Origin of the sequence: Pseudomonas abyssi (assembly GCF_002307495.1) — a bacterium.
Taxonomy (GTDB): Bacteria; Pseudomonadota; Gammaproteobacteria; order Pseudomonadales; family Pseudomonadaceae; genus Halopseudomonas; species Halopseudomonas abyssi.
Genome location: NZ_NTMR01000016.1, coordinates 1 through 16049 on the forward strand (window position 1 = coordinate 1; position 16049 = coordinate 16049).

Annotated in this window: 18 protein-coding genes; 5 read left to right on the forward strand and 13 right to left on the reverse strand. The window is 64.9% G+C overall.

The features are described 5' to 3' along the window. Nucleotides 1–149: 149 nt before the first annotated feature. Nucleotides 150–584: a helix-turn-helix domain-containing protein gene (locus CNQ84_RS12460; RefSeq protein ID WP_096005187.1), complete on the reverse strand. Its 435-nt coding sequence runs from the start codon at nt 582–584 to the stop codon at nt 150–152. An 82-nt stretch (nt 585–666) separates the two neighbouring features. Here CNQ84_RS12460 and CNQ84_RS12465 point away from each other — a divergent pair, with 82 nt between their 5' ends. Next, complete coding sequence (locus CNQ84_RS12465; protein WP_096005188.1) at nt 667–1158, forward strand: DUF2938 domain-containing protein; 492 nt, start codon at nt 667–669, stop codon at nt 1156–1158. 1 nt (nt 1159) lies between these two features. Beyond that, complete coding sequence (locus CNQ84_RS12470) at nt 1160–1384, forward strand: DUF2798 domain-containing protein (RefSeq protein WP_217350095.1); 225 nt, start codon at nt 1160–1162, stop codon at nt 1382–1384. Nucleotides 1385–1471: 87 nt separating this feature from the next. Here CNQ84_RS12470 and CNQ84_RS12475 read toward each other — a convergent pair whose 3' ends face one another. Genes CNQ84_RS12475 through CNQ84_RS12485 form a run of 3 tightly spaced genes read right to left on the reverse strand, consistent with a single transcriptional unit; the run spans nt 1472 to nt 3857 of the window. Continuing rightward, nucleotides 1472–2422, reverse strand: a complete 951-nt coding sequence (locus CNQ84_RS12475) for a 5-oxoprolinase subunit C family protein (RefSeq protein WP_096005189.1) — start codon at nt 2420–2422, stop codon at nt 1472–1474. Continuing rightward, on the reverse strand, nt 2419–3117 hold the full coding sequence (gene pxpB, locus CNQ84_RS12480) for a 5-oxoprolinase subunit PxpB (protein ID WP_096005190.1): 699 nt from the start codon (nt 3115–3117) through the stop codon (nt 2419–2421). The genes CNQ84_RS12475 and pxpB overlap by 4 nt, the downstream gene beginning before the upstream one ends. After that, complete coding sequence (locus CNQ84_RS12485; protein WP_096005191.1) at nt 3114–3857, reverse strand: 5-oxoprolinase subunit PxpA; 744 nt, start codon at nt 3855–3857, stop codon at nt 3114–3116. The genes pxpB and CNQ84_RS12485 overlap by 4 nt, the downstream gene beginning before the upstream one ends. 143 nt (nt 3858–4000) lie before the next feature. Between CNQ84_RS12485 and CNQ84_RS12490 the strand changes: the two genes are divergently transcribed. Beyond that, nucleotides 4001–4693: a type 1 glutamine amidotransferase domain-containing protein gene (locus CNQ84_RS12490; RefSeq protein ID WP_096005192.1), complete on the forward strand. Its 693-nt coding sequence runs from the start codon at nt 4001–4003 to the stop codon at nt 4691–4693. 397 nt (nt 4694–5090) lie between these two features. Here the strand turns inward: CNQ84_RS12490 and CNQ84_RS12495 are convergent, their stop codons facing one another. The 8 genes from CNQ84_RS12495 to CNQ84_RS12530 all read right to left on the reverse strand — a co-directional run bounded on the left by CNQ84_RS12495 (nt 5091) and on the right by CNQ84_RS12530 (nt 12786). Continuing rightward, nucleotides 5091–5522 carry a PaaI family thioesterase gene (locus CNQ84_RS12495; RefSeq protein WP_096005193.1) on the reverse strand — a complete coding sequence of 144 codons (432 nt, stop codon included), beginning with the start codon at nt 5520–5522 and terminating at the stop codon, nt 5091–5093. 19 nt (nt 5523–5541) lie between these two features. Continuing rightward, a complete protein-coding gene (locus tag CNQ84_RS12500) occupies nt 5542–6423 on the reverse strand; it encodes an alpha/beta hydrolase family protein (RefSeq protein WP_096005194.1) in 882 nt (293 codons plus the stop codon). Then, nucleotides 6413–7006 carry a TetR/AcrR family transcriptional regulator gene (locus tag CNQ84_RS12505; protein ID WP_096005195.1) on the reverse strand — a complete coding sequence of 198 codons (594 nt, stop codon included), beginning with the start codon at nt 7004–7006 and terminating at the stop codon, nt 6413–6415. The genes CNQ84_RS12500 and CNQ84_RS12505 overlap by 11 nt, the downstream gene beginning before the upstream one ends. A gap of 428 nt (nt 7007–7434) precedes the next feature. Continuing rightward, on the reverse strand, nt 7435–8472 hold the full coding sequence (locus CNQ84_RS12510; RefSeq protein WP_096005196.1) for an AbrB family transcriptional regulator: 1038 nt from the start codon (nt 8470–8472) through the stop codon (nt 7435–7437). Further along, nucleotides 8465–9973: a tripartite tricarboxylate transporter permease gene (locus tag CNQ84_RS12515; RefSeq protein WP_096005197.1), complete on the reverse strand. Its 1509-nt coding sequence runs from the start codon at nt 9971–9973 to the stop codon at nt 8465–8467. Before CNQ84_RS12515 ends, CNQ84_RS12510 begins: the two co-directional genes overlap by 8 nt. A 2-nt stretch (nt 9974–9975) precedes the next feature. Continuing rightward, the gene (locus CNQ84_RS12520; RefSeq protein ID WP_096005198.1) at nt 9976–10434 is read right to left on the reverse strand and encodes a tripartite tricarboxylate transporter TctB family protein; all 459 of its coding nucleotides are present in this window, start codon (nt 10432–10434) and stop codon (nt 9976–9978) included. Nucleotides 10435–10492: 58 nt separating this feature from the next. Beyond that, entirely contained in the window at nt 10493–11473 is a 981-nt protein-coding gene (locus CNQ84_RS12525) for a Bug family tripartite tricarboxylate transporter substrate binding protein (RefSeq protein ID WP_096005199.1), read from the reverse strand. A 50-nt stretch (nt 11474–11523) separates the two neighbouring features. Further along, nucleotides 11524–12786, reverse strand: coding sequence for an OprD family porin (locus CNQ84_RS12530; protein ID WP_096005200.1), 1263 nt, complete (start codon nt 12784–12786; stop codon nt 11524–11526). Between the two features lie 182 nt (nt 12787–12968). Here CNQ84_RS12530 and CNQ84_RS12535 point away from each other — a divergent pair, with 182 nt between their 5' ends. Further along, complete coding sequence (locus CNQ84_RS12535; protein ID WP_096005201.1) at nt 12969–13637, forward strand: response regulator; 669 nt, start codon at nt 12969–12971, stop codon at nt 13635–13637. A 2-nt stretch (nt 13638–13639) separates the two neighbouring features. Continuing rightward, the gene (locus CNQ84_RS12540) at nt 13640–15043 is read left to right on the forward strand and encodes a sensor histidine kinase (protein ID WP_245841390.1); all 1404 of its coding nucleotides are present in this window, start codon (nt 13640–13642) and stop codon (nt 15041–15043) included. A 328-nt stretch (nt 15044–15371) separates the two neighbouring features. Here CNQ84_RS12540 and CNQ84_RS12545 read toward each other — a convergent pair whose 3' ends face one another. Then, a complete protein-coding gene (locus tag CNQ84_RS12545; protein WP_096005202.1) occupies nt 15372–15941 on the reverse strand; it encodes a carboxymuconolactone decarboxylase family protein in 570 nt (189 codons plus the stop codon). Nucleotides 15942–16049: the final 108 nt, after the last annotated feature.

Genomic DNA, 16049 nt, shown 5'->3' on the forward strand with positions numbered 1-16049 from the left:
TGGCTCGCCGGGAAGGCGAAAAGCGAGTTAGAAGGTGGCGCGTATGTTGAGCAATGGTGCGGTGGTCGAGGCTGCACGGCCACGGCATGCCGTGCCCCTGGGGTGTGTATTGGTTGCTTTGAGGCGTTGGGCCCAAAGGTGCCATGCACTCACAGCCCCTCCGGCAGACTCACCTTACCCTTACGCACCTTCTTGCTCTTGGCCGCCATCGCCGCCGCATCCATCAACCGACAAAACTTCGGGCACTCCAGGTGGTTGGGCGCAGAACAGGCGGCGGCGTGGCGTAGGCCGTCGCGCAGGTTGCTGAGCTGGCGGATCTTGCGGTCCAGTGCGTCGGCTCGGTTGTACAGCTGTTCGCGATCAATCTCGGGGCGGCCGTCTGGCGAGAACATCTGCGCAATCTCATCCAGTGAAAACCCCGCCGCGCGGCCCAGCGCGATCAACGCCAGCTGCTGCACCACGCGCGGGTTAAATGCTCGGCGCAGGCCGCGTCTGCCAATCGATTTGATCAGCCCCTTTTCTTCGTAATACCGCAGCGTTGAGGCCGGCAGGCCGGAGGCTTTCGAGACCTCGTTAATGTCCATTGGTACGCCCTTGACTTAAAGTCGACTTTAAGTGGCATCGTGCATTCTCTGCCCGTCCAGGGCAACTCACAGGAGGCAGAAAATGACTGATTTATGGAGCGCGGTCGCTATTGGCGTAGGCGCAACGCTGGTGATGGACGGCTGGGGGCTGGTGCGTAAACAGCTGCTGGGGATTCCGCCAGCGGACTATGGGTTGGTGGGGCGTTGGTTGGGGCATATGGCGCATGGGCGCTTTCGGCATGAGCGCATTGCCGCTGCCCGTCCGATCCCGGCGGAGGCGTTGCTTGGTTGGGGCGCGCATTACCTGATCGGGGTGGTGTTTGCGCTGTTGCTGGTGACGATGTGCGGGGCCGAGTGGCTTCGTCAGCCGACGCTATTGCCTTCATTGGCGTGGGGCGTCGTGACGGTGGCGGCGCCCTTTTTGCTGATGCAGCCCGGCATGGGCGCGGGGTTTGCCGCCAGTCGCACGCCACGCCCCAACACCGCCCGCTTGCAGAGCCTGATTACGCATGCCGTTTTTGGTGTGGGCCTGTATGGCTCCGCACTGGTTCTCAATGTTGTTAAAGGAGTCTGACATGGCTATTCCTGCGCGTTTTGCCCCGATTGTGTTTGGCGCGTTGCTCTCGGCGATCATGGTGACCTTGGTGTCGGCCTTTGTGAGTGCGGTCACCCAAGGCTTTGACGAGCACTTTGTTGCGGCGTGGCTCAGAAGCTGCGCGCTGACCTGGCCGGTGGCGTTTCCGACGGTGACTTTGGTTGCGCCCTGGGTGCGGCGGTTGGTGGGGTGGTTGACGGTGTGATTGGTGGCGGAGCGTCGGACGGCGTATGCCCCAACTCCGCGTAGCGTCAGATGCCGCTTGGTGGACAACGCTGCGCTTTTCTCCACCCTACGGATGCGCTAGCCCGGGCAGTGCGCCCTGTGCTTGTAGGGTGCTGATAACGTTCAGCATCTCTCGCCGCGCGCTTTCCTGACTTACCACCCGCAACCTCACCTTCTGCCCCGGCGCACACTGCGCCAGCCGCGCCAGCGACAGGGGCGTGACTGCGCCGAGGCGGGGATAGCCGCCGATGGTCTGGCGGTCGTTCATCAGGATAATCGGTTGGCCGTCTGGCGGTACCTGGACGGAGCCGAGGGGGATGCCTTCGGAGATCAGGGCCTGGCCCTGATAGCGCAGCGCGGCCCCGGTGAGGCGCATGCCCATGCGGTCGGCGCGTTGGTCGAGGGTCCAGTTTTGATTGAAAGCAGCGAACAGGCTGGCACCGGCGAAGCTGGCGATTTGCGCGCCGGGGATCAGGTCGAGCACGACTTCGTCATCCGGATACCAGAGTGCGCCTTCGGGCAGAGTGCGCGGTTCGGCGTTGCTGGCCTTGCCCTGCAGAAGGTCGCCGTTGTGCAGGCCGCGGCCATTGCCGTGCAAGCCGCCAAGGTGTTCGCGCATGACAGTGGCGACGGCGCCCATCACCGGGTCTGCGGCAAAGCCGCCGGGGGTGGCGAGGTAGGCGCGTACGCCGCGCTTGGGGCTGTTGAACCGCAGGGTCTGGCCGTGGCGTAGCTGGAATGCCTGACCGGGTGCCAGTGGTAGATCGTCGAGTTTCGCATCCAGATCGGCGCCGGTCAGTGCCAGCCAGCCGCTGGCTTGGGCGCGCAGTTGCAGGCCGCCAAGGGGGACTTCGATCACGGTGGCGTCTGCTGCGTTGCCGAGCAGCCAGTTGGCCTGCTGCATGGCGACCCAGTCCAGCGCGCCGCCCTGGGTGATGCCCAGATGGCGCACGCCAAAGCGGCCACCGTCCTGCAGTTGGGCAAAGCCGAGGCTGTGTTCGACCAGCAGCTCGATCATGCGCTGGCCTCCATGGCGGTGTCGTCGCCGCCCAAGCGGATAAATTCGGCGTGGTCGATGGACACAAAGCGCACCCGGTCGCCGGGTTGCAGCAGGCTGCCGTGGTCGGCACTGAACAGGGTGAGCGGGCAGCGGCCGATCAGGTTCCAGCCGCCGGGTGAGGTCAGCGGGTAGATGGCGGTCTGACGCTCGGCGATGCCGACGCTGCCCTTGGGCACGCGTTGGCGCGGGGTGGCGAGGCGGGCCGAGGCAAGCGCCTCATCCACCAGCCCCATGTAGGCAAACCCGGGCGCGAAGCCGAGGGTAAACACCGGGTAGTCACGGCTGCAATGCTGCTCGATCACCTGCTCGGGGCTGAGCCCGGCGCGTTGGGCGATGCTGGTCAGTTCGGGGCCGACGCTCTGGTGATACCAGACCGGGATGGCGTGCAGGGTGCCGGTCTCATTCGTCAGCGGCTGCAGGTTGTGCAGGCTGCTGTGGATCAGCGCGATGGCATCTGCTTCGCCCAGGGCGTGCAGGTCGTAGTGCAGCAGCAAGGTGGTGTAGGACGGCACCAGATCGATCAGCTGGGCGCCGAAGGCTGCGCGCAGGTTTTCTGCGGCGGCGATCAGCCAGGGCATGTTGGCCTCGTCGATCTGATCAAACAGCCGCACCATCAGACTGTCGATGGCTGCGCTCTCGATGCGCAGGTTCACAGGGCGTCCAGTGCGGCGCGGATGCGGGCGACCACGGCAACCGACTCGGCGTTGTCGCCGTGCACGCAGAGGCTGTCGGCGCGCAGGGTCAGCTGGCTGCCGTCGCTCGCGCTGATCGGCTCGCCACGGGCGAAGCTTAGTGCCTGGGCCAGAATGCGCTCCGGGTCGTGGTGCACGGCGCCGGGCTGGTTGCGCGGCAGCAGGTAGCCGTCCGGGTCGTAGCCCCGGTCGGCGAAGGCTTCAAACAGCAGGCCGATGCCCTGCTCGGCGGCCAGTTGCTCGGCTTCGCTGTTGTCGCGCCGGGCCAGCAGCATCAGCGGCAGCTGCGGGTTGAAACGGGCGACGGCGCGCATTACTGCGGTGAGCAGCGCAGGCTGCTTCATCATGTCGTTGTAGAGCGCGCCGTGGGGTTTGACGTAGCTGAGGCTGGCGCCTTCGGCGCGGCAGATGCCGTCCAGGGCGCCGAGTTGATAGAGCAGCAGGTCTTCCACTTCCTGCGCGGAACAGGCCATCGAGCGGCGGCCAAAGCCGACCAGATCCGGGTAGGCCGGGTGGGCACCGATGAGCACGCCGTGCTGCACCGCCAGCGCGACGGTGCGGCGCATGGTGGACGGGTCGGAGGCGTGAAAGCCGCAGGCGATGTTGGCGCTGTGCACATGCGGCATGACGGCCTCGTCCATGCCCATGGTCCAGGCGCCGAAGCTTTCGCCCATGTCGCAGTTGAGTTGTAGCGGCTGCATGGTTGCTGGTTGTCCTGTGCTGTCACCGGCGCGGCGAGACTGAACCATTTGCGTCGATTGCTGCCGGATTTACTGTGTATTCATGCTGTCTGGCGCGCGTTCGCGTCACAGCCGTTGGTTCATCGATTGTAGAGAGGAGCGATATGAAGATTCTCATGGTTCTCACCTCACACGACAAGCTTGGCGATACCGGCCATAAAACCGGCTTCTGGTTGGAGGAGTTTGCCGCGCCCTATTACGTGCTGCGCGACGCCGGTGCCGAAATCACCCTGGCCTCGCCCAAGGGCGGCCAGCCGCCGCTGGACCCGAAAAGCGCCGAGCCGGACGCGCAGACCGAGGCGACCCGCCGCTTTGACGCGGATGAGCATGCCAAGGGGCTGCTGGCCAATACCGTGCGGCTGAGTGAGGTGTCCGCTGCTGACTTTGACGCGGTGTTCTACCCCGGCGGCCACGGCCCGCTCTGGGACCTGCACGACAACGCCGACTCGCTGGCGCTGCTCAATGCCTTTGCCAAGGCCGACAAGCCGATTGGCGCGGTGTGCCACGCACCGGCGGTACTGCTGAATGCGCGGGCCGCTGATGGCGAGTACCTGGTTGGCGCCAAGCGGGTGACCGGGTTCTCCAACTCCGAGGAAGACGGCGTGGGCCTGAGCGACGTTGTGCCCTTCCTGCTGGAAGACGCGCTGAAGGAAAAGGGCGGCGTTTACAGCAAAGGCGAAGACTGGGGCGAGTATGTGTTGGTGGATGGCCTGTTGGTCACCGGGCAGAACCCGGCGTCATCCGAGAAGGCGGCGCGTGAGTTGCTGACGCTGTTGAAGGTGCTGCCGGGGGTGTGACGGGTTGATTGGTGGTGGGCTCTTAGATGGAGCTGCTGCCGAGTCAGCCTTTCGCCCTTTACGGCGAGCCAAGGGGGGCCGCTTGCCCGGCCCCCCTTAGCGATCCCCCGGGGCACCCGGCTACGCGGCCCTTCGGGTTCGCTGCGTTGCTCGGCTTGGCGGGGATCGGCAGAACTCGGCTCTTCGAGCCTCAGACATGCTGCCGCTCTTTTTCCCGCCAAGCCTGCGCTACTCGCCCGCGTAAACGGGACGACAATCAGTGCACACTCCAACATCAGGTGGTGGAACGAAGTGCCTTGAGCACCCGGATGCCTGATGTCTGTTCGTGCGGCCGAGTTGAAGCTCGGCCCTTGCGACGACACCATCCTTGCCGCTTGCCGCTTGCCGCTTGCCGCTATCAGCTGAGAATCATATTGGTCGCGGTAGCGTACGCATACAGCGAGCCGTTTTCATCACGCAGATACCCTTCGCTGATGATCAGGCGGCGGGTTTTGTTGATGACCTTGCCTTCGGCTATCAGGGTTTTGTTGAAGGGCACCGGTTTGCACATCTTCACGTTCAGTTCGATGGTGCCGTAGCCTTCGCCCGCGCCCAGGGTGGTGTGCGCGGAGCAGCCGGTCACCGAGTCCATCACGGTGGCGGCAAAGCCGCCATGTACGCCGCCGAGCGGGTTGGTGTGGCTTTCGTCGGCGGTGGCTTCAAACACCACGCGGCCCTCTTCGGCCAGCTTGACCTGCATGGGGATGGTTTTGGCAATCGGCGCTATCGGCAGGTGACCGGCTGCGGCGGCCTGCATGATCTGCAGGCCGGTCATGTCTTTCGGGTTCATTGCGTGTTCCTTGAGTCGATCAGGCCGCAGCGGCAGCCCGGGGTTGGCTGGCGAACCAGTCCAGCGCATCGCGCCAGAGCGGTTCGGCGTAGGGTCGGAAGTAACCCATGTGGCCCAGCGGCTTGAGGCCGAGAGCCTTGGGGTCGATATCCCGTGGTTGATAGGCGGCGCCGCTGAAGGCGCTCATAAAGGCGTCGCGTGATTCGGGGCCGGCCCATAGATCGTCGAGCGAAATGGCGCCGACAATCGGCGTGCGCACGGCGGCAAAGTGCTCGGTCAGCCAGGCCATCTTCGGGTCGTCAAAAAAGTAGCGCGGATAGCGGCACCAGCGCTTCCAGTCGCGGTACACGCCCTTGGGCAGATCTTCGCCGAGGCCAAGCCAGTTCCAGGCCTGATAGCCCTTGATGGCGACGATCAACGGCAGCACCAGATTCCACATGACCTGCACCTTGCGGCGCTCACCTGCGGGCATCCAGCCGTGCCAGCCGGCACCGGTGCCGAAGGTGTAGACGGCGTCTATGGCATCGCGGTTGGGCAGCAGGCCGAAGGCGTGGCCGCCGAACGAGTGGCCGACCAGATACAGCGGCAGATCCTGCTGGCCGAGATAGTCGACGCCGGCGGCGAGGTCCTTGTCGGCCCAGTCCAGATAATCCATCTCGAAGCCCTTGAGGCTGGCCGGAGCCGAAGCGCCGATGCCGCGGTAATCCAGCGTCAGGGTGGTGAAGCCGTTATTCGCGGCAAACTCGGCAAAGCGCCGGTAGAAGCCCTGGGGCACACCGGTGGCGCTGCCGACCAGAATCTGCCCGCGTGGTTCGCTGGCCGGGTACAGGGTGCCGGCGAGCTGGTAACCATCGGCGGCGGTCAGGGTCAGGTCGCGCGGGGCGAGCGATTCAGTGGCCATTGGCAAACTCCTTTTGTTGCAGGCGAACGTGGCTGAGCAGAGCGCGAAACGAACGCTCGATCGGGTCGGTACTGCCTGCGGCGCGGGCCATCATCAGCCCTCCCTCGTAGCTGGTCAGCACCAGTGCGGCGAGATCGGCGGCGGCCTCGGCGGGGAAGCCGGCGCGGCTGATCTGTCGGGTCAGCAGGTCGCGCAAGGTGGCGAAGGCACCGTTGAGCGCGAGCAGCAGGTCGGTGTCCTCCGGCGAACAGTCGAGCGCCGCAGCCGCCAGCGGGCAGCCGAGCTTGAAACGGCTGGCGGCAATGCGCTGCAGCGCGCTGTCGATCCACGCCGCCAGCGCCTCCAGCGGGTCATCGAAGCGCGCAAACATCTGCTCCAGAAACCGCGCCATCTCCTGCTCGGCGTTGGCAATAGCGGCCAGCGCCAACTCTTCCTTACCGCCGGGAAAGTGGTAGTACAGACTGCCCTTCGGCAGCCCTGCGGTTTTCAGAATCTCACTCAAACCGACGCCGTGCAGCCCCTTGCTCTGCAAGGCGCTCTGCATGGTTTTGACGAGAATTTTGCGGCTATCTTCTTTGCTCATGGCGCTAGTTATAGACCGATCGGTCTATGGAGTAAAGCGCGACGTGCGGTAGCTGCGGCTGAGCGTTACGCTCTGCGTGGGAATGCCTGTCAGGACGTAGGGATGTTTTATTTGCTGTGGTGCTGGTGGAGGGTTTGCTTTTCGCCTTTTACGGCGAGCCAAGGGGGGCTGCTTGCCCAGCCCCCCTTAGCGATCCCCCGGGGCACCCGACTACACGGCCCTTCGGGTTCGCTGCGTTGCTCGATTTATCGGGGAGTCGCAGAACTCGTCGCTCCGCTCCTCAAACATGCTGCGACTCTTTTTCCCGATAAATCTGCGCTACTCGCCCGCGTAAACGGGGAGTTGGTCCGTGCATTCATCACGTCTTGCCAGCGCCCCCCGGTGGTAGCCAAACTCGGCGTGGGAGCCATCATGGCCAAGCGGGAGCGCTATCGCTCAGGCCAAACCCTCTGCCACAACACAAACACCGGCTCCGCCAAAAACATCACCAAAAACAACCGCATCACCTGCAACGCCGTCACCAGCGCCACCGACAGCTGCAACGCCTCTGCCGTGAGGCACAGCTCGGTGATGCCACCGGGCATCATGCCGAGCATCAGGCTGATGCGGTCGACGCTGCCGAGCTGGGCGAGCAGCAGCGCGGCGCCGGCAGCGGTGAGCATCGCCAGCACGGTAAAGCTGAGCACCCGCAGCAGAAAGGCCGGGGCCTTGCGGAAGAAGGCGCGGTCGAAGTGACAGCCCAGCGCGCTGCCGATCAGCCACTGCCCCGCGGCGCTGGCACCGGGCGGCAGGGCGATTTCGATATCCAGCAGCACGCCGGCGCTGGCGCAGACAATCAGTGGACCGAGCATCCACGGGTTGGGCTGGCGCAGGCGGCGCATGACCACGGCCAGCAGCACGCCGAGCGGAATCAGCCAGGCCAGGGTTGGCAGATCGGTCGGCAGCGGCGCGGGCGCGCTGACCGCCGGCAGGCCCCAGGTGAACAGCGCCGGAATCAGCAGCACCACCATCAGCAGGCGCAGGCTGTGGGCGGCGACCACGTTGGCGATGCCGGCGTTGTGGCGTGCGCCGATTACCGCCATCTCGCTGGCGCCACCGGGCATGCTGGAGAAGAAGGCGGTCGCGCGGTCATAGCCGGCGCCGGTCAACAGGCGGATGCCGATCAGGCTGAGCAGAAAGGTGCCGCAGGCGCCCAGCACGATCAGGCCCAAGTGGCTGATGATCTGGGCAAAGACGGGGGTGGTGAAGTGCAGGCCGATGGCGCAGGCGACGATCAGCTGGCCGGTCTGCCGGGAACCCGGTGGCGGGCTGCACTGCCAGCCGCTGCAGCGCAGCAGGATGACCGCTACCAGCGAGCCGGTCATCCAGGGCAACGGCCAGCCGGCCAGGCTGGCGAGCAGGCCGCCTAGCGCGCCGGTCAACGGCGCGCTGAGGTAGCGCAGAGCGCTAAACAGCCGCTCAGGCACTGGCCAGCGCGGCGCTGCGCTTGCTGCGGTAGCGACGCCAGAACGGCAGCGCCACCATGGCGGCAACCAGCACCCACAGACCGATGGTGATCGGGCTGGAGAACAGGATGCCCAGATCACCGTTGGAGATCGACAGCGCGCGGCGCAGGTTGCTCTCCATCATGTGGCCGAGGATAAAGCCCAGCAGCAGCGCCGACAGCGGAAAGTCCAGCTTGCGCAGCAGGTAGCCGAACAGGCCGATGGCGATCATCAGGAACAGGTCGAAGGTGGTGGCATGGACCGCGTAGACGCCAATCGAGGTGATGATGGCGATGGCCGGCACCAGGGTCCAGCTCGGCACCGCGAGGATGCGGGTGAACACCTTGATCAGCGGCACGTTCATCACGATCAGAATGATGTTGGCGACGAACAGCGAGGCGATCAGACCCCAGACGATGTCCGGCTGATGCTGGAACAGCAGCGGGCCGGGGGTGATGTTGTACAGGGTCAGCGCGCCGAGCATCACCGCGGTGGTGCCGGAGCCTGGAATACCGAGGGTCAGCATCGGGATCATCGAGCCGCAGGCCGAGGCGCTGTTGGCGGTTTCCGGCGCGGCCAGACCACGTAGATCGCCGTCACCGAAGCGGCCCTTGTCGCCGGCCAGACGCTTCTCGGACATGTAGCTCACCGCGCTGGCCAGTGTCGCACCGGCGCCCGGCAGCACGCCGAAGATAAAGCCCAGCACGCCGCTGCGCAGGTTGGTGGCGAGCACGAAGGCGCCTTCTTTCAGGTTGAACAGCATGCGCCCGCTGGCCTTTACGGCGACCTGACCCTGATGGGTGCGCTCCAGCAGCATGAGAATTTCGCTGACGCTGAACAGGCCCAGTACCAGCACCACAAACTGGATGCCGTCGGCCAGACCGAGGCTGCCGAAGGTGAAGCGGTAGACGCCGCTGTTGGCGTCGATGCCGACGCAGGCCAGCATCAGGCCGATCAGCACGGCGACGGCGGTCTTGATGGGCTTGTCACCGGCCATGCCGGCCAGACAGACAATCGCAAAGACCATCAGCATGAAGTATTCGGCCGGCCCGAAGGAGACCGCCCATTTGGCCAGCAGCGGGGCAAAGATGGTCACCCCGATGGTGGCGATCAGGCCGCCGATAAACGAACTCCAGGCGGAAATGGACAGCGCAATGCCGCCCTTGCCCTGTTTGGCCAGCGGGTGGCCGTCCAGGGTGGTCATCACGGCGGAGGCTTCGCCCGGGATGTTCAGCAAAATGGAGGAAATGCGACCGCCGTACTCGCAGCCCAGATAGACCGAGGCCAGCAGAATCAGCGCGGTTTCTGGCGGCAGGCCGAGAGCGAAGGCGACCGGAATCAGCAGCGCCACGCCGTTGATCGGGCCCAGGCCCGGCAGCAGGCCGACGATGGTGCCGATGGTGGTGCCGGCCAGCGCGGTCACCAGGTTGTTCGGGCTCAGGGCAACGTCGAAGCCCTGGCCAAGGTAAGAGAGGGTATCCATGATCAGATCTCCAGGGCGCTGAGAACGCCGAGCGGCAGGGGGACTTCCAGTACCCGGTCAAAGAGAAAATACAGGCCAACGCCCAGTACCAGCGCGAGCACGGCGCTGGGTAGCCAGCGACCGCCGAACAGGCGCGCCATGCCGAGTGCAAACAGGATGCTGGTCGGAATGAAGCCCAGGCGCTCGAACAACGCCGCCAGGGCCAGCAGCAGGCCAAGGCAGATGGCTGCCTTGATCAGCATCGGACGGGTCAGCGCCGGTTCATCGGACTCGCTGCTCTCCATCGCTGGCTTGACCAGCAGTACCAGCGCGCCGAGGGCGAGCAGAATCAGCAGCATCAGCGGGTAGGCGCGCGGGCCGACCGGCTCATAGGAGAAGGGCGCTTGGTAGCCCCAGGCGATAAAGCCCAGGCACAGGCAAGCCAGCAGCAGACTCGCCGCAAACAGACGTTGGTAAAGCATGGTGTAATCCTCGCGGACGCAGCACGCACCCGGGGCCGGGTGCGTGCAGGTAGGGCGGTTACTGAGTCAGGCCGAACTCGCCAGCCAGGTTTTTGTACTCGGCAACGTGCTCGTGGACGTAGGCCTCGAGCTCAGCACCGGTGAGAGCGAAGGGGAAGAGTTCACGCTGCTCGCGCAGGGTGGCGAACTCCTCGGAGGCGAGCATGTGCTCGAAGTTGGTCTGCCACCAGGCGAAGTCTTCATCGCTGACGTCCGGGCCCATGTAGAAACCACGGATAACCGGCCAGCTGACATCAAAGCCCTGCTCTTTTGCAGTGGGGATGTCTTCGACCACATCACCGGGCAGACGCTCGTCGGCGAGGACGGCCAGGATGTGCATGTCGCCGCTTTCAACGTGCGGCATGGAGTCGGAGATGTCGGTACTGGCAACCTGAATGTGGCCGCCGAGCAGCGCGGTGGCCAGCTCGCCGCCGCCCTCCATCGCGACATAGCGCAGGCTGCGCGGGTTGATGCCGGCGGCGCGGGCGACCAGTGCGGTCTGCATCCAGTCCTGGCTGCCGACGGTGCCGCCGGAGCCGATCACCACTTTGGACGGGTCCTTGCGCAGCGCCTCGACCAGTTGCTCCAGGGTCTGGAACTCGGAATCGGCGCGCACGGCGATGGCGCCGTAGCTGGTGCCGACGGCGGCCAGCCATTTGACCGCGCTCTCGTCGAAGCGGCCAAACTTGCCCTGGGCCAGGTTCAGCAGCGAACCGGTCGAGAAGGCGGTGATGGTACCCGGCTCGTCAGGGCGCTGGGCGACCACGGCGTTGTAGGCCACGGCGCCAATGCCGCCAGGCATGTAGGTCACGCGCATCGGGCGCGACAGATACTCGCCTTGCAGCAGCGCGCTTTGCGCCAGCTTGCAGGTCAGGTCAAATCCGCCGCCGGGCGAAGCCGGGGCGATACATTCGGGACGGGACGGCTCATCAGCCTGGGTGTAGCCAGCCAGGCCGAAGCACAGGCCGATCAGCAGGGCAGAACGCAGTGTCGCTTTCATGGTGGTTGTCCTCATGGCGTTATTCTAGGCGATTGTCAGGGGCGCGGCGCTTACCAGATCGGGAAGGCGTAGCTGACAATCAGGCGGTTCTCGTCGGCGTCGCGGGCAAAGTCGGAGCGGTAGCTCGCATTGCGCCAGCGCAGGCCGAGATTTTTCAGTGCGCCATCCTGGAACACGTACTGCAGCTCGGTGTTGCGCTCCCATTCCGAGCCGGTGCCACCGGCGACGGGCTTGGCGTCGTCACCGCTGATATAGCGGGTCATGAAGCTCAGGCCGGGAATGCCGACTGCAGCAAAGTCGTAGTCGTAACGCAGCTGCCAGGAGCGCTCGTTGGCTTCGGCAAAGTCGTTGATCTGCACGAAGTTGACGAGGTACGGGTTGCTGCCGTCGATATACGGGAAGGCGCTGTCGCCGCGCATTTTTTGCGCGGCTGCGCTCACTTCATGACCGTTCAGCGCGTAGCCGATGCGGCCCTGCCAGGCCTGGTTGTCGATCCGACCGGCCTGGGCTGCGCCCTGCTCGTCGGATACGGCGACCCGCAGCTCGGTGCTCAGCTCACCGGCGCCCAGAGCGGCGCTGTGGTTGAGACCGAAGAAGTGTTGGCGGTAGATATCATCCAGTTGTGCCAGATAGTAGCTAGCCGCCAGGCTGGAGTTGAACTGGTAGTTCAGTCCGGCCCAATCAAGCTGGTCAGCCGAGAACGAACCACCGAAACGGCGATTCTTGTTGTTCAGGGCCAGGTCCTCGGCATCGGTGGAATCACGGTCGGTCGCCTTGGTCAGGCGGCCGAAATCGATGCTGAGGTTGTCGAATTCGTTGATGGTCGCCATGCCGCCGCGAAAGGTTTGCGGCAGGATGCGGCTGGTGTTGGGCTGCAGGATCGGCAGCTTGGGCATCAGCGTACCCAGGAACAGTTCAGACTCGGAGTAGCGCATCTTGGCGGTCAGGCCAAGCTTGCTGTATTCATCGGCGGCGCGGCCGTCATCGTGGGTCGGCAGCAGGCCGGTGCCGGTGCGGTCCGGGCTGGAGTCGAGCTTGATGCCGAGCATCGCCTTGGCGTCGAGACCAAAGCCGAGCGGGCCATCGGTGTAACCGGACTTGAGGTCGAGGATGAAGCCCTGAGCCCATTCTTCGCGCTTGGATTGGCCGGTGCCTTCGCGGAAGTCGCGGTTGAAGTAGATGTTGCTGGTGCTCAGTTTGGCGCTGCTGTCCTCGGTGAAGCTGCTGGCCTGGGCCAGGGGAGTGAGCAGCAGGCCGGAGGCGGCCAGCAGGGCGGCAGACAGGCTGCGCCGTGGGATGAATACGGTGTGCATCAGGTGTACTCCGGTGTTGTTCTTGTTTGCGTTTTGACGCCTACGGTGGGTGACCGTCGGGCGATGCTAATGAGCGAACCTTTCAGCAACCTTTCATCCCTCACCCCCCGAAACTCGCGCTGTCGCGGGCCGACAGGCGGTGTAAACTCAGGCGATTCGACCCTTTGCAAGAGAGACCGCCAGTGCGCATTCTGCTGGTAGAAGACGACCCCGAACTGGCCGAGAGCCTGGCCCGCGCCCTCAAGAACGGGGGCTGGACCGTCGATGTGCTGCACGACGGCGTGGCCGCCGATCTGGCCTTGCGCAGCGAGGATTACGCGCTGGCGATCCTCGATGTCGGCCTGCCTCGGCAGGACGGATTCGAGGTGCTGAGAAAGTTGCGCGAGCGGGGCCAGACGTTGGCGGTGCTGATGCTCACCGCCCGTGGCGAGGTGGCCGACCGGGTGCGCGGACTGAACCTGGGCGCCGATGACTATCTGGCCAAGCCCTTCGAGCTGAGCGAGCTGGAGGCGCGGGTCAACGCCCTGTTGCGCCGCAGCCTGATGGGCGGCGAGCGCCAGCAGCAGTGCGGCGAGCTGATCTACGATCTCAACGACCGTCGCTTCAGCCTGCGCGGCGAGGTGCTGACCTTGCCGTCGCGCGAGCACGCGGTGCTGGAAAACCTGATCGCCCGCCCCGGCCGGCTGATGAGCAAGGAGCAACTGGCAGGCAAGGTGTTCGGGCTGGATCAGGACGCCAGCCCGGAAGCCATCGAAATCTATATCTCCCGACTGCGCCGCAAGCTCGATGGCAGCGGTGTACGCATCGTGACCTTCCGTGGGCTTGGCTATCTGCTGGAGGCCGAGGCGTGACACTGGGGGCGCAGCCCCCGCTGGCGCAGGCGGGGGCCGGCAGTCTGCGTGGACGCCTGCTGCGACGGCTGGCGCTGGTGTTGTCGGTGCTGCTGCTGATCGCCAGCTCGGTCGCCTACTGGAATGCGCGTTTGGCAGCAGATACGGCCTATGACCGCTCGCTGCTGTCTTCTGCCCGGGCGATTGCCGAGCGACTCTACAGCGAAGACGGAGCACTGGCGGTCGAGGTGCCTTACGTGGCGCTCGACAACTTTGCCTATGACATCACCGGCCGGCTCTATTATCAGGTTATCGACTTCAATGGTCGGCTTATCTCCGGGTACGAGGACCTGCCTGCAGCCTCTGCGACTATTCCGATGACTCAGGATTATCCGGCCCTGGCGCGGTTCTACGATGCCGAGTACCGCGATTCGGAAGTGCGCGTGGTCAGCCTGCTGCAGGCGGTGAGCACCACCACCGACAGCGGCATGGCGGAAATTCGTGTGGCGGAAACCCGCGAGGCGCGGGATCGCATGGCGGCCAACCTGCTGCGGCAGTCGCTGATCAACCTGGGCGTGCTGGCGGTCAGCGCGCTGGTGCTGGCCTGGCTGGCGGTGACCGCCGCGCTGAGTCCGCTGCAGCGCCTGCGGCACGAGGTGGCGGAGCGGCGTAGCGATGACCTGCGGCCCATCGAGACCGAGGGGCTGCAGCGTGAAGTGCGGCCGCTGGTGAATGCCATCAACCACTTCACCGGCCGGCTGCGCGAGAACTTTGAGCGCCAGCGCGACTTTATCGCTGAAGCCTCACACGAACTGCGCACGCCGCTGGCGGCGCTCAAGGCGCGTATCGAGCTGGGGCTGCGCTCCAACGACCCGCAGGCCTGGCAGCAGGCCCTGCGCGAAGCCGATGCCAGCACCGATCGCACCATTGGCCTGGCCAACCGGCTGCTGTCGATGGCACGCATCGAGCGTGGCGCGCGCGCGGTCGCCGAGGGCAGCGCCGAACAGGTGGCACTGGCGCCGCTGGCGCAGGAGCTGGCGCTGGCCATGGTGCCGCTGGCGCACGCGCGCAATATCGAACTGGCGCTGGAGGTGGAGCAGGCGTTCGATGTCTGGGGCGAGCCGACGCTGCTGCAGGAGCTGTTCGGCAACCTGATCGACAACGCCCTGCAGCACACCCCGGATGGCGGCGTGGTCACCCTGCGTCTGCGCGCCCCGGCACTGGTCGAGATCGAAGACACCGGCCCCGGCATCCCGCCCGAGGAGCGCGAACGGGTGTTTGAGCGCTTCTACCGGCAGAGTCCGTCAGGCACCGGTCTGGGGTTGTCGATCGTCGGTGAGATTTGCCGCGCCCATCGTGCTGAGATCAGTTTGCATGAGGGGGCTGAGGGCGGGTTGTTGGTGCGGGTGAGTTTTTTGGTTGAGTAGGCTGCCTGGGTTTAGCTATTCTCGTTGTTTCTGGGTAAAAATCTCTAGGATCGAGTGTGCACGGATGCCAGTCCCGTTTACGCGGGCGAGTAGCGCAGGGCTGACGGGAAAAAGAGTCATAGGATGTCTGAGGAGCGAAGCGACGAGTTTTATGACTCCCCGTCAGGCCGAGCAACGCAGCGAACCCGAAGGGCCGCGTAGTCGGGTGCCCCGGGGGATCGCTAAGGGGGGCTGGGCAAGCAGCCCCCCTTGGCTCGCCGGAGAAGGCGAAAAGCGAGTGTGCCTATCACACGGTAATCAATCTGAACTTCTTTCCTGATAGCCCCCATCAAGACGCCTTGCGCGCAGCCTTCGGCTCCCACACAAACGGCGCAAAGGCTCGATCCACCGGCGTCTGGGCGATGTGGTTGGTGTAGTTGCTCATGACTTTCTGGGCCAGTCCGAGGATCACTTCCAGCACCTGCTGCTGGCCGTAACCGGCGGCGTAGAAGGCGTCGAGCTGGGTCTGGTCGACTTCGCCGCGCTGGCGCAGCATGGCCAGGGTGAAGGTGCGCAGGGCTTCGAGTTTGCTGTCGGGCAGCGGGGTTTGGTTGCGCAGCGCCTCACTGATCTCGTCCGATACCTTCATCGCCCTGGCGATGCCGGTGTGTGCCGGCACGCAGTAGTGGCAGCCGTGCTCGACGTTGATGGTCTGCCAGACCACGGTCAGTTCGTCGGCGTTGAAGCTGCTGTTCTGAAACAGCCCGTGCAGCAGCTGATAGCCTTCCAGCAGCGCGGGCGCTTCGGCCATGACGGCGTGCAGGCCGGGGATCATGCCAAAGCCCTTGAGGGAGTCTTCCAGCAGCGGGCGGGCATCCTGTGGGGCGGAATCCAGGCTGTGCAGGGTGAAGTCAGACATGGTTATCTCCTCGAACGGCAGTTTTTGATTGATTGCTCAAAAATACGCTAGCTGTATTTGAGTGATCGTTCAAGTTATTCTTGAGCGCTCGTTCAGAATCCCCGCCAC

Coding starts and splice junctions, on each gene's coding strand:
- CNQ84_RS12460 (WP_096005187.1), bottom strand. CDS start 584: ATGGACATTAACGAGGTCTCGAAAGCCTCCGGCCTGCCGGCCTCAACG.
- CNQ84_RS12465 (WP_096005188.1), top strand. CDS start 667: ATGACTGATTTATGGAGCGCGGTCGCTATTGGCGTAGGCGCAACGCTG.
- CNQ84_RS12470 (WP_217350095.1), top strand. CDS start 1,160: ATGGCTATTCCTGCGCGTTTTGCCCCGATTGTGTTTGGCGCGTTGCTC.
- CNQ84_RS12475 (WP_096005189.1), bottom strand. CDS start 2,422: ATGATCGAGCTGCTGGTCGAACACAGCCTCGGCTTTGCCCAACTGCAG.
- CNQ84_RS12485 (WP_096005191.1), bottom strand. CDS start 3,857: ATGCAGCCGCTACAACTCAACTGCGACATGGGCGAAAGCTTCGGCGCC.
- CNQ84_RS12490 (WP_096005192.1), top strand. CDS start 4,001: ATGAAGATTCTCATGGTTCTCACCTCACACGACAAGCTTGGCGATACC.
- CNQ84_RS12495 (WP_096005193.1), bottom strand. CDS start 5,522: ATGAACCCGAAAGACATGACCGGCCTGCAGATCATGCAGGCCGCCGCA.
- CNQ84_RS12500 (WP_096005194.1), bottom strand. CDS start 6,423: ATGGCCACTGAATCGCTCGCCCCGCGCGACCTGACCCTGACCGCCGCC.
- CNQ84_RS12505 (WP_096005195.1), bottom strand. CDS start 7,006: ATGAGCAAAGAAGATAGCCGCAAAATTCTCGTCAAAACCATGCAGAGC.
- CNQ84_RS12515 (WP_096005197.1), bottom strand. CDS start 9,973: ATGGATACCCTCTCTTACCTTGGCCAGGGCTTCGACGTTGCCCTGAGC.
- CNQ84_RS12520 (WP_096005198.1), bottom strand. CDS start 10,434: ATGCTTTACCAACGTCTGTTTGCGGCGAGTCTGCTGCTGGCTTGCCTG.
- CNQ84_RS12525 (WP_096005199.1), bottom strand. CDS start 11,473: ATGAAAGCGACACTGCGTTCTGCCCTGCTGATCGGCCTGTGCTTCGGC.
- CNQ84_RS12530 (WP_096005200.1), bottom strand. CDS start 12,786: ATGCACACCGTATTCATCCCACGGCGCAGCCTGTCTGCCGCCCTGCTG.
- CNQ84_RS12545 (WP_096005202.1), bottom strand. CDS start 15,941: ATGTCTGACTTCACCCTGCACAGCCTGGATTCCGCCCCACAGGATGCC.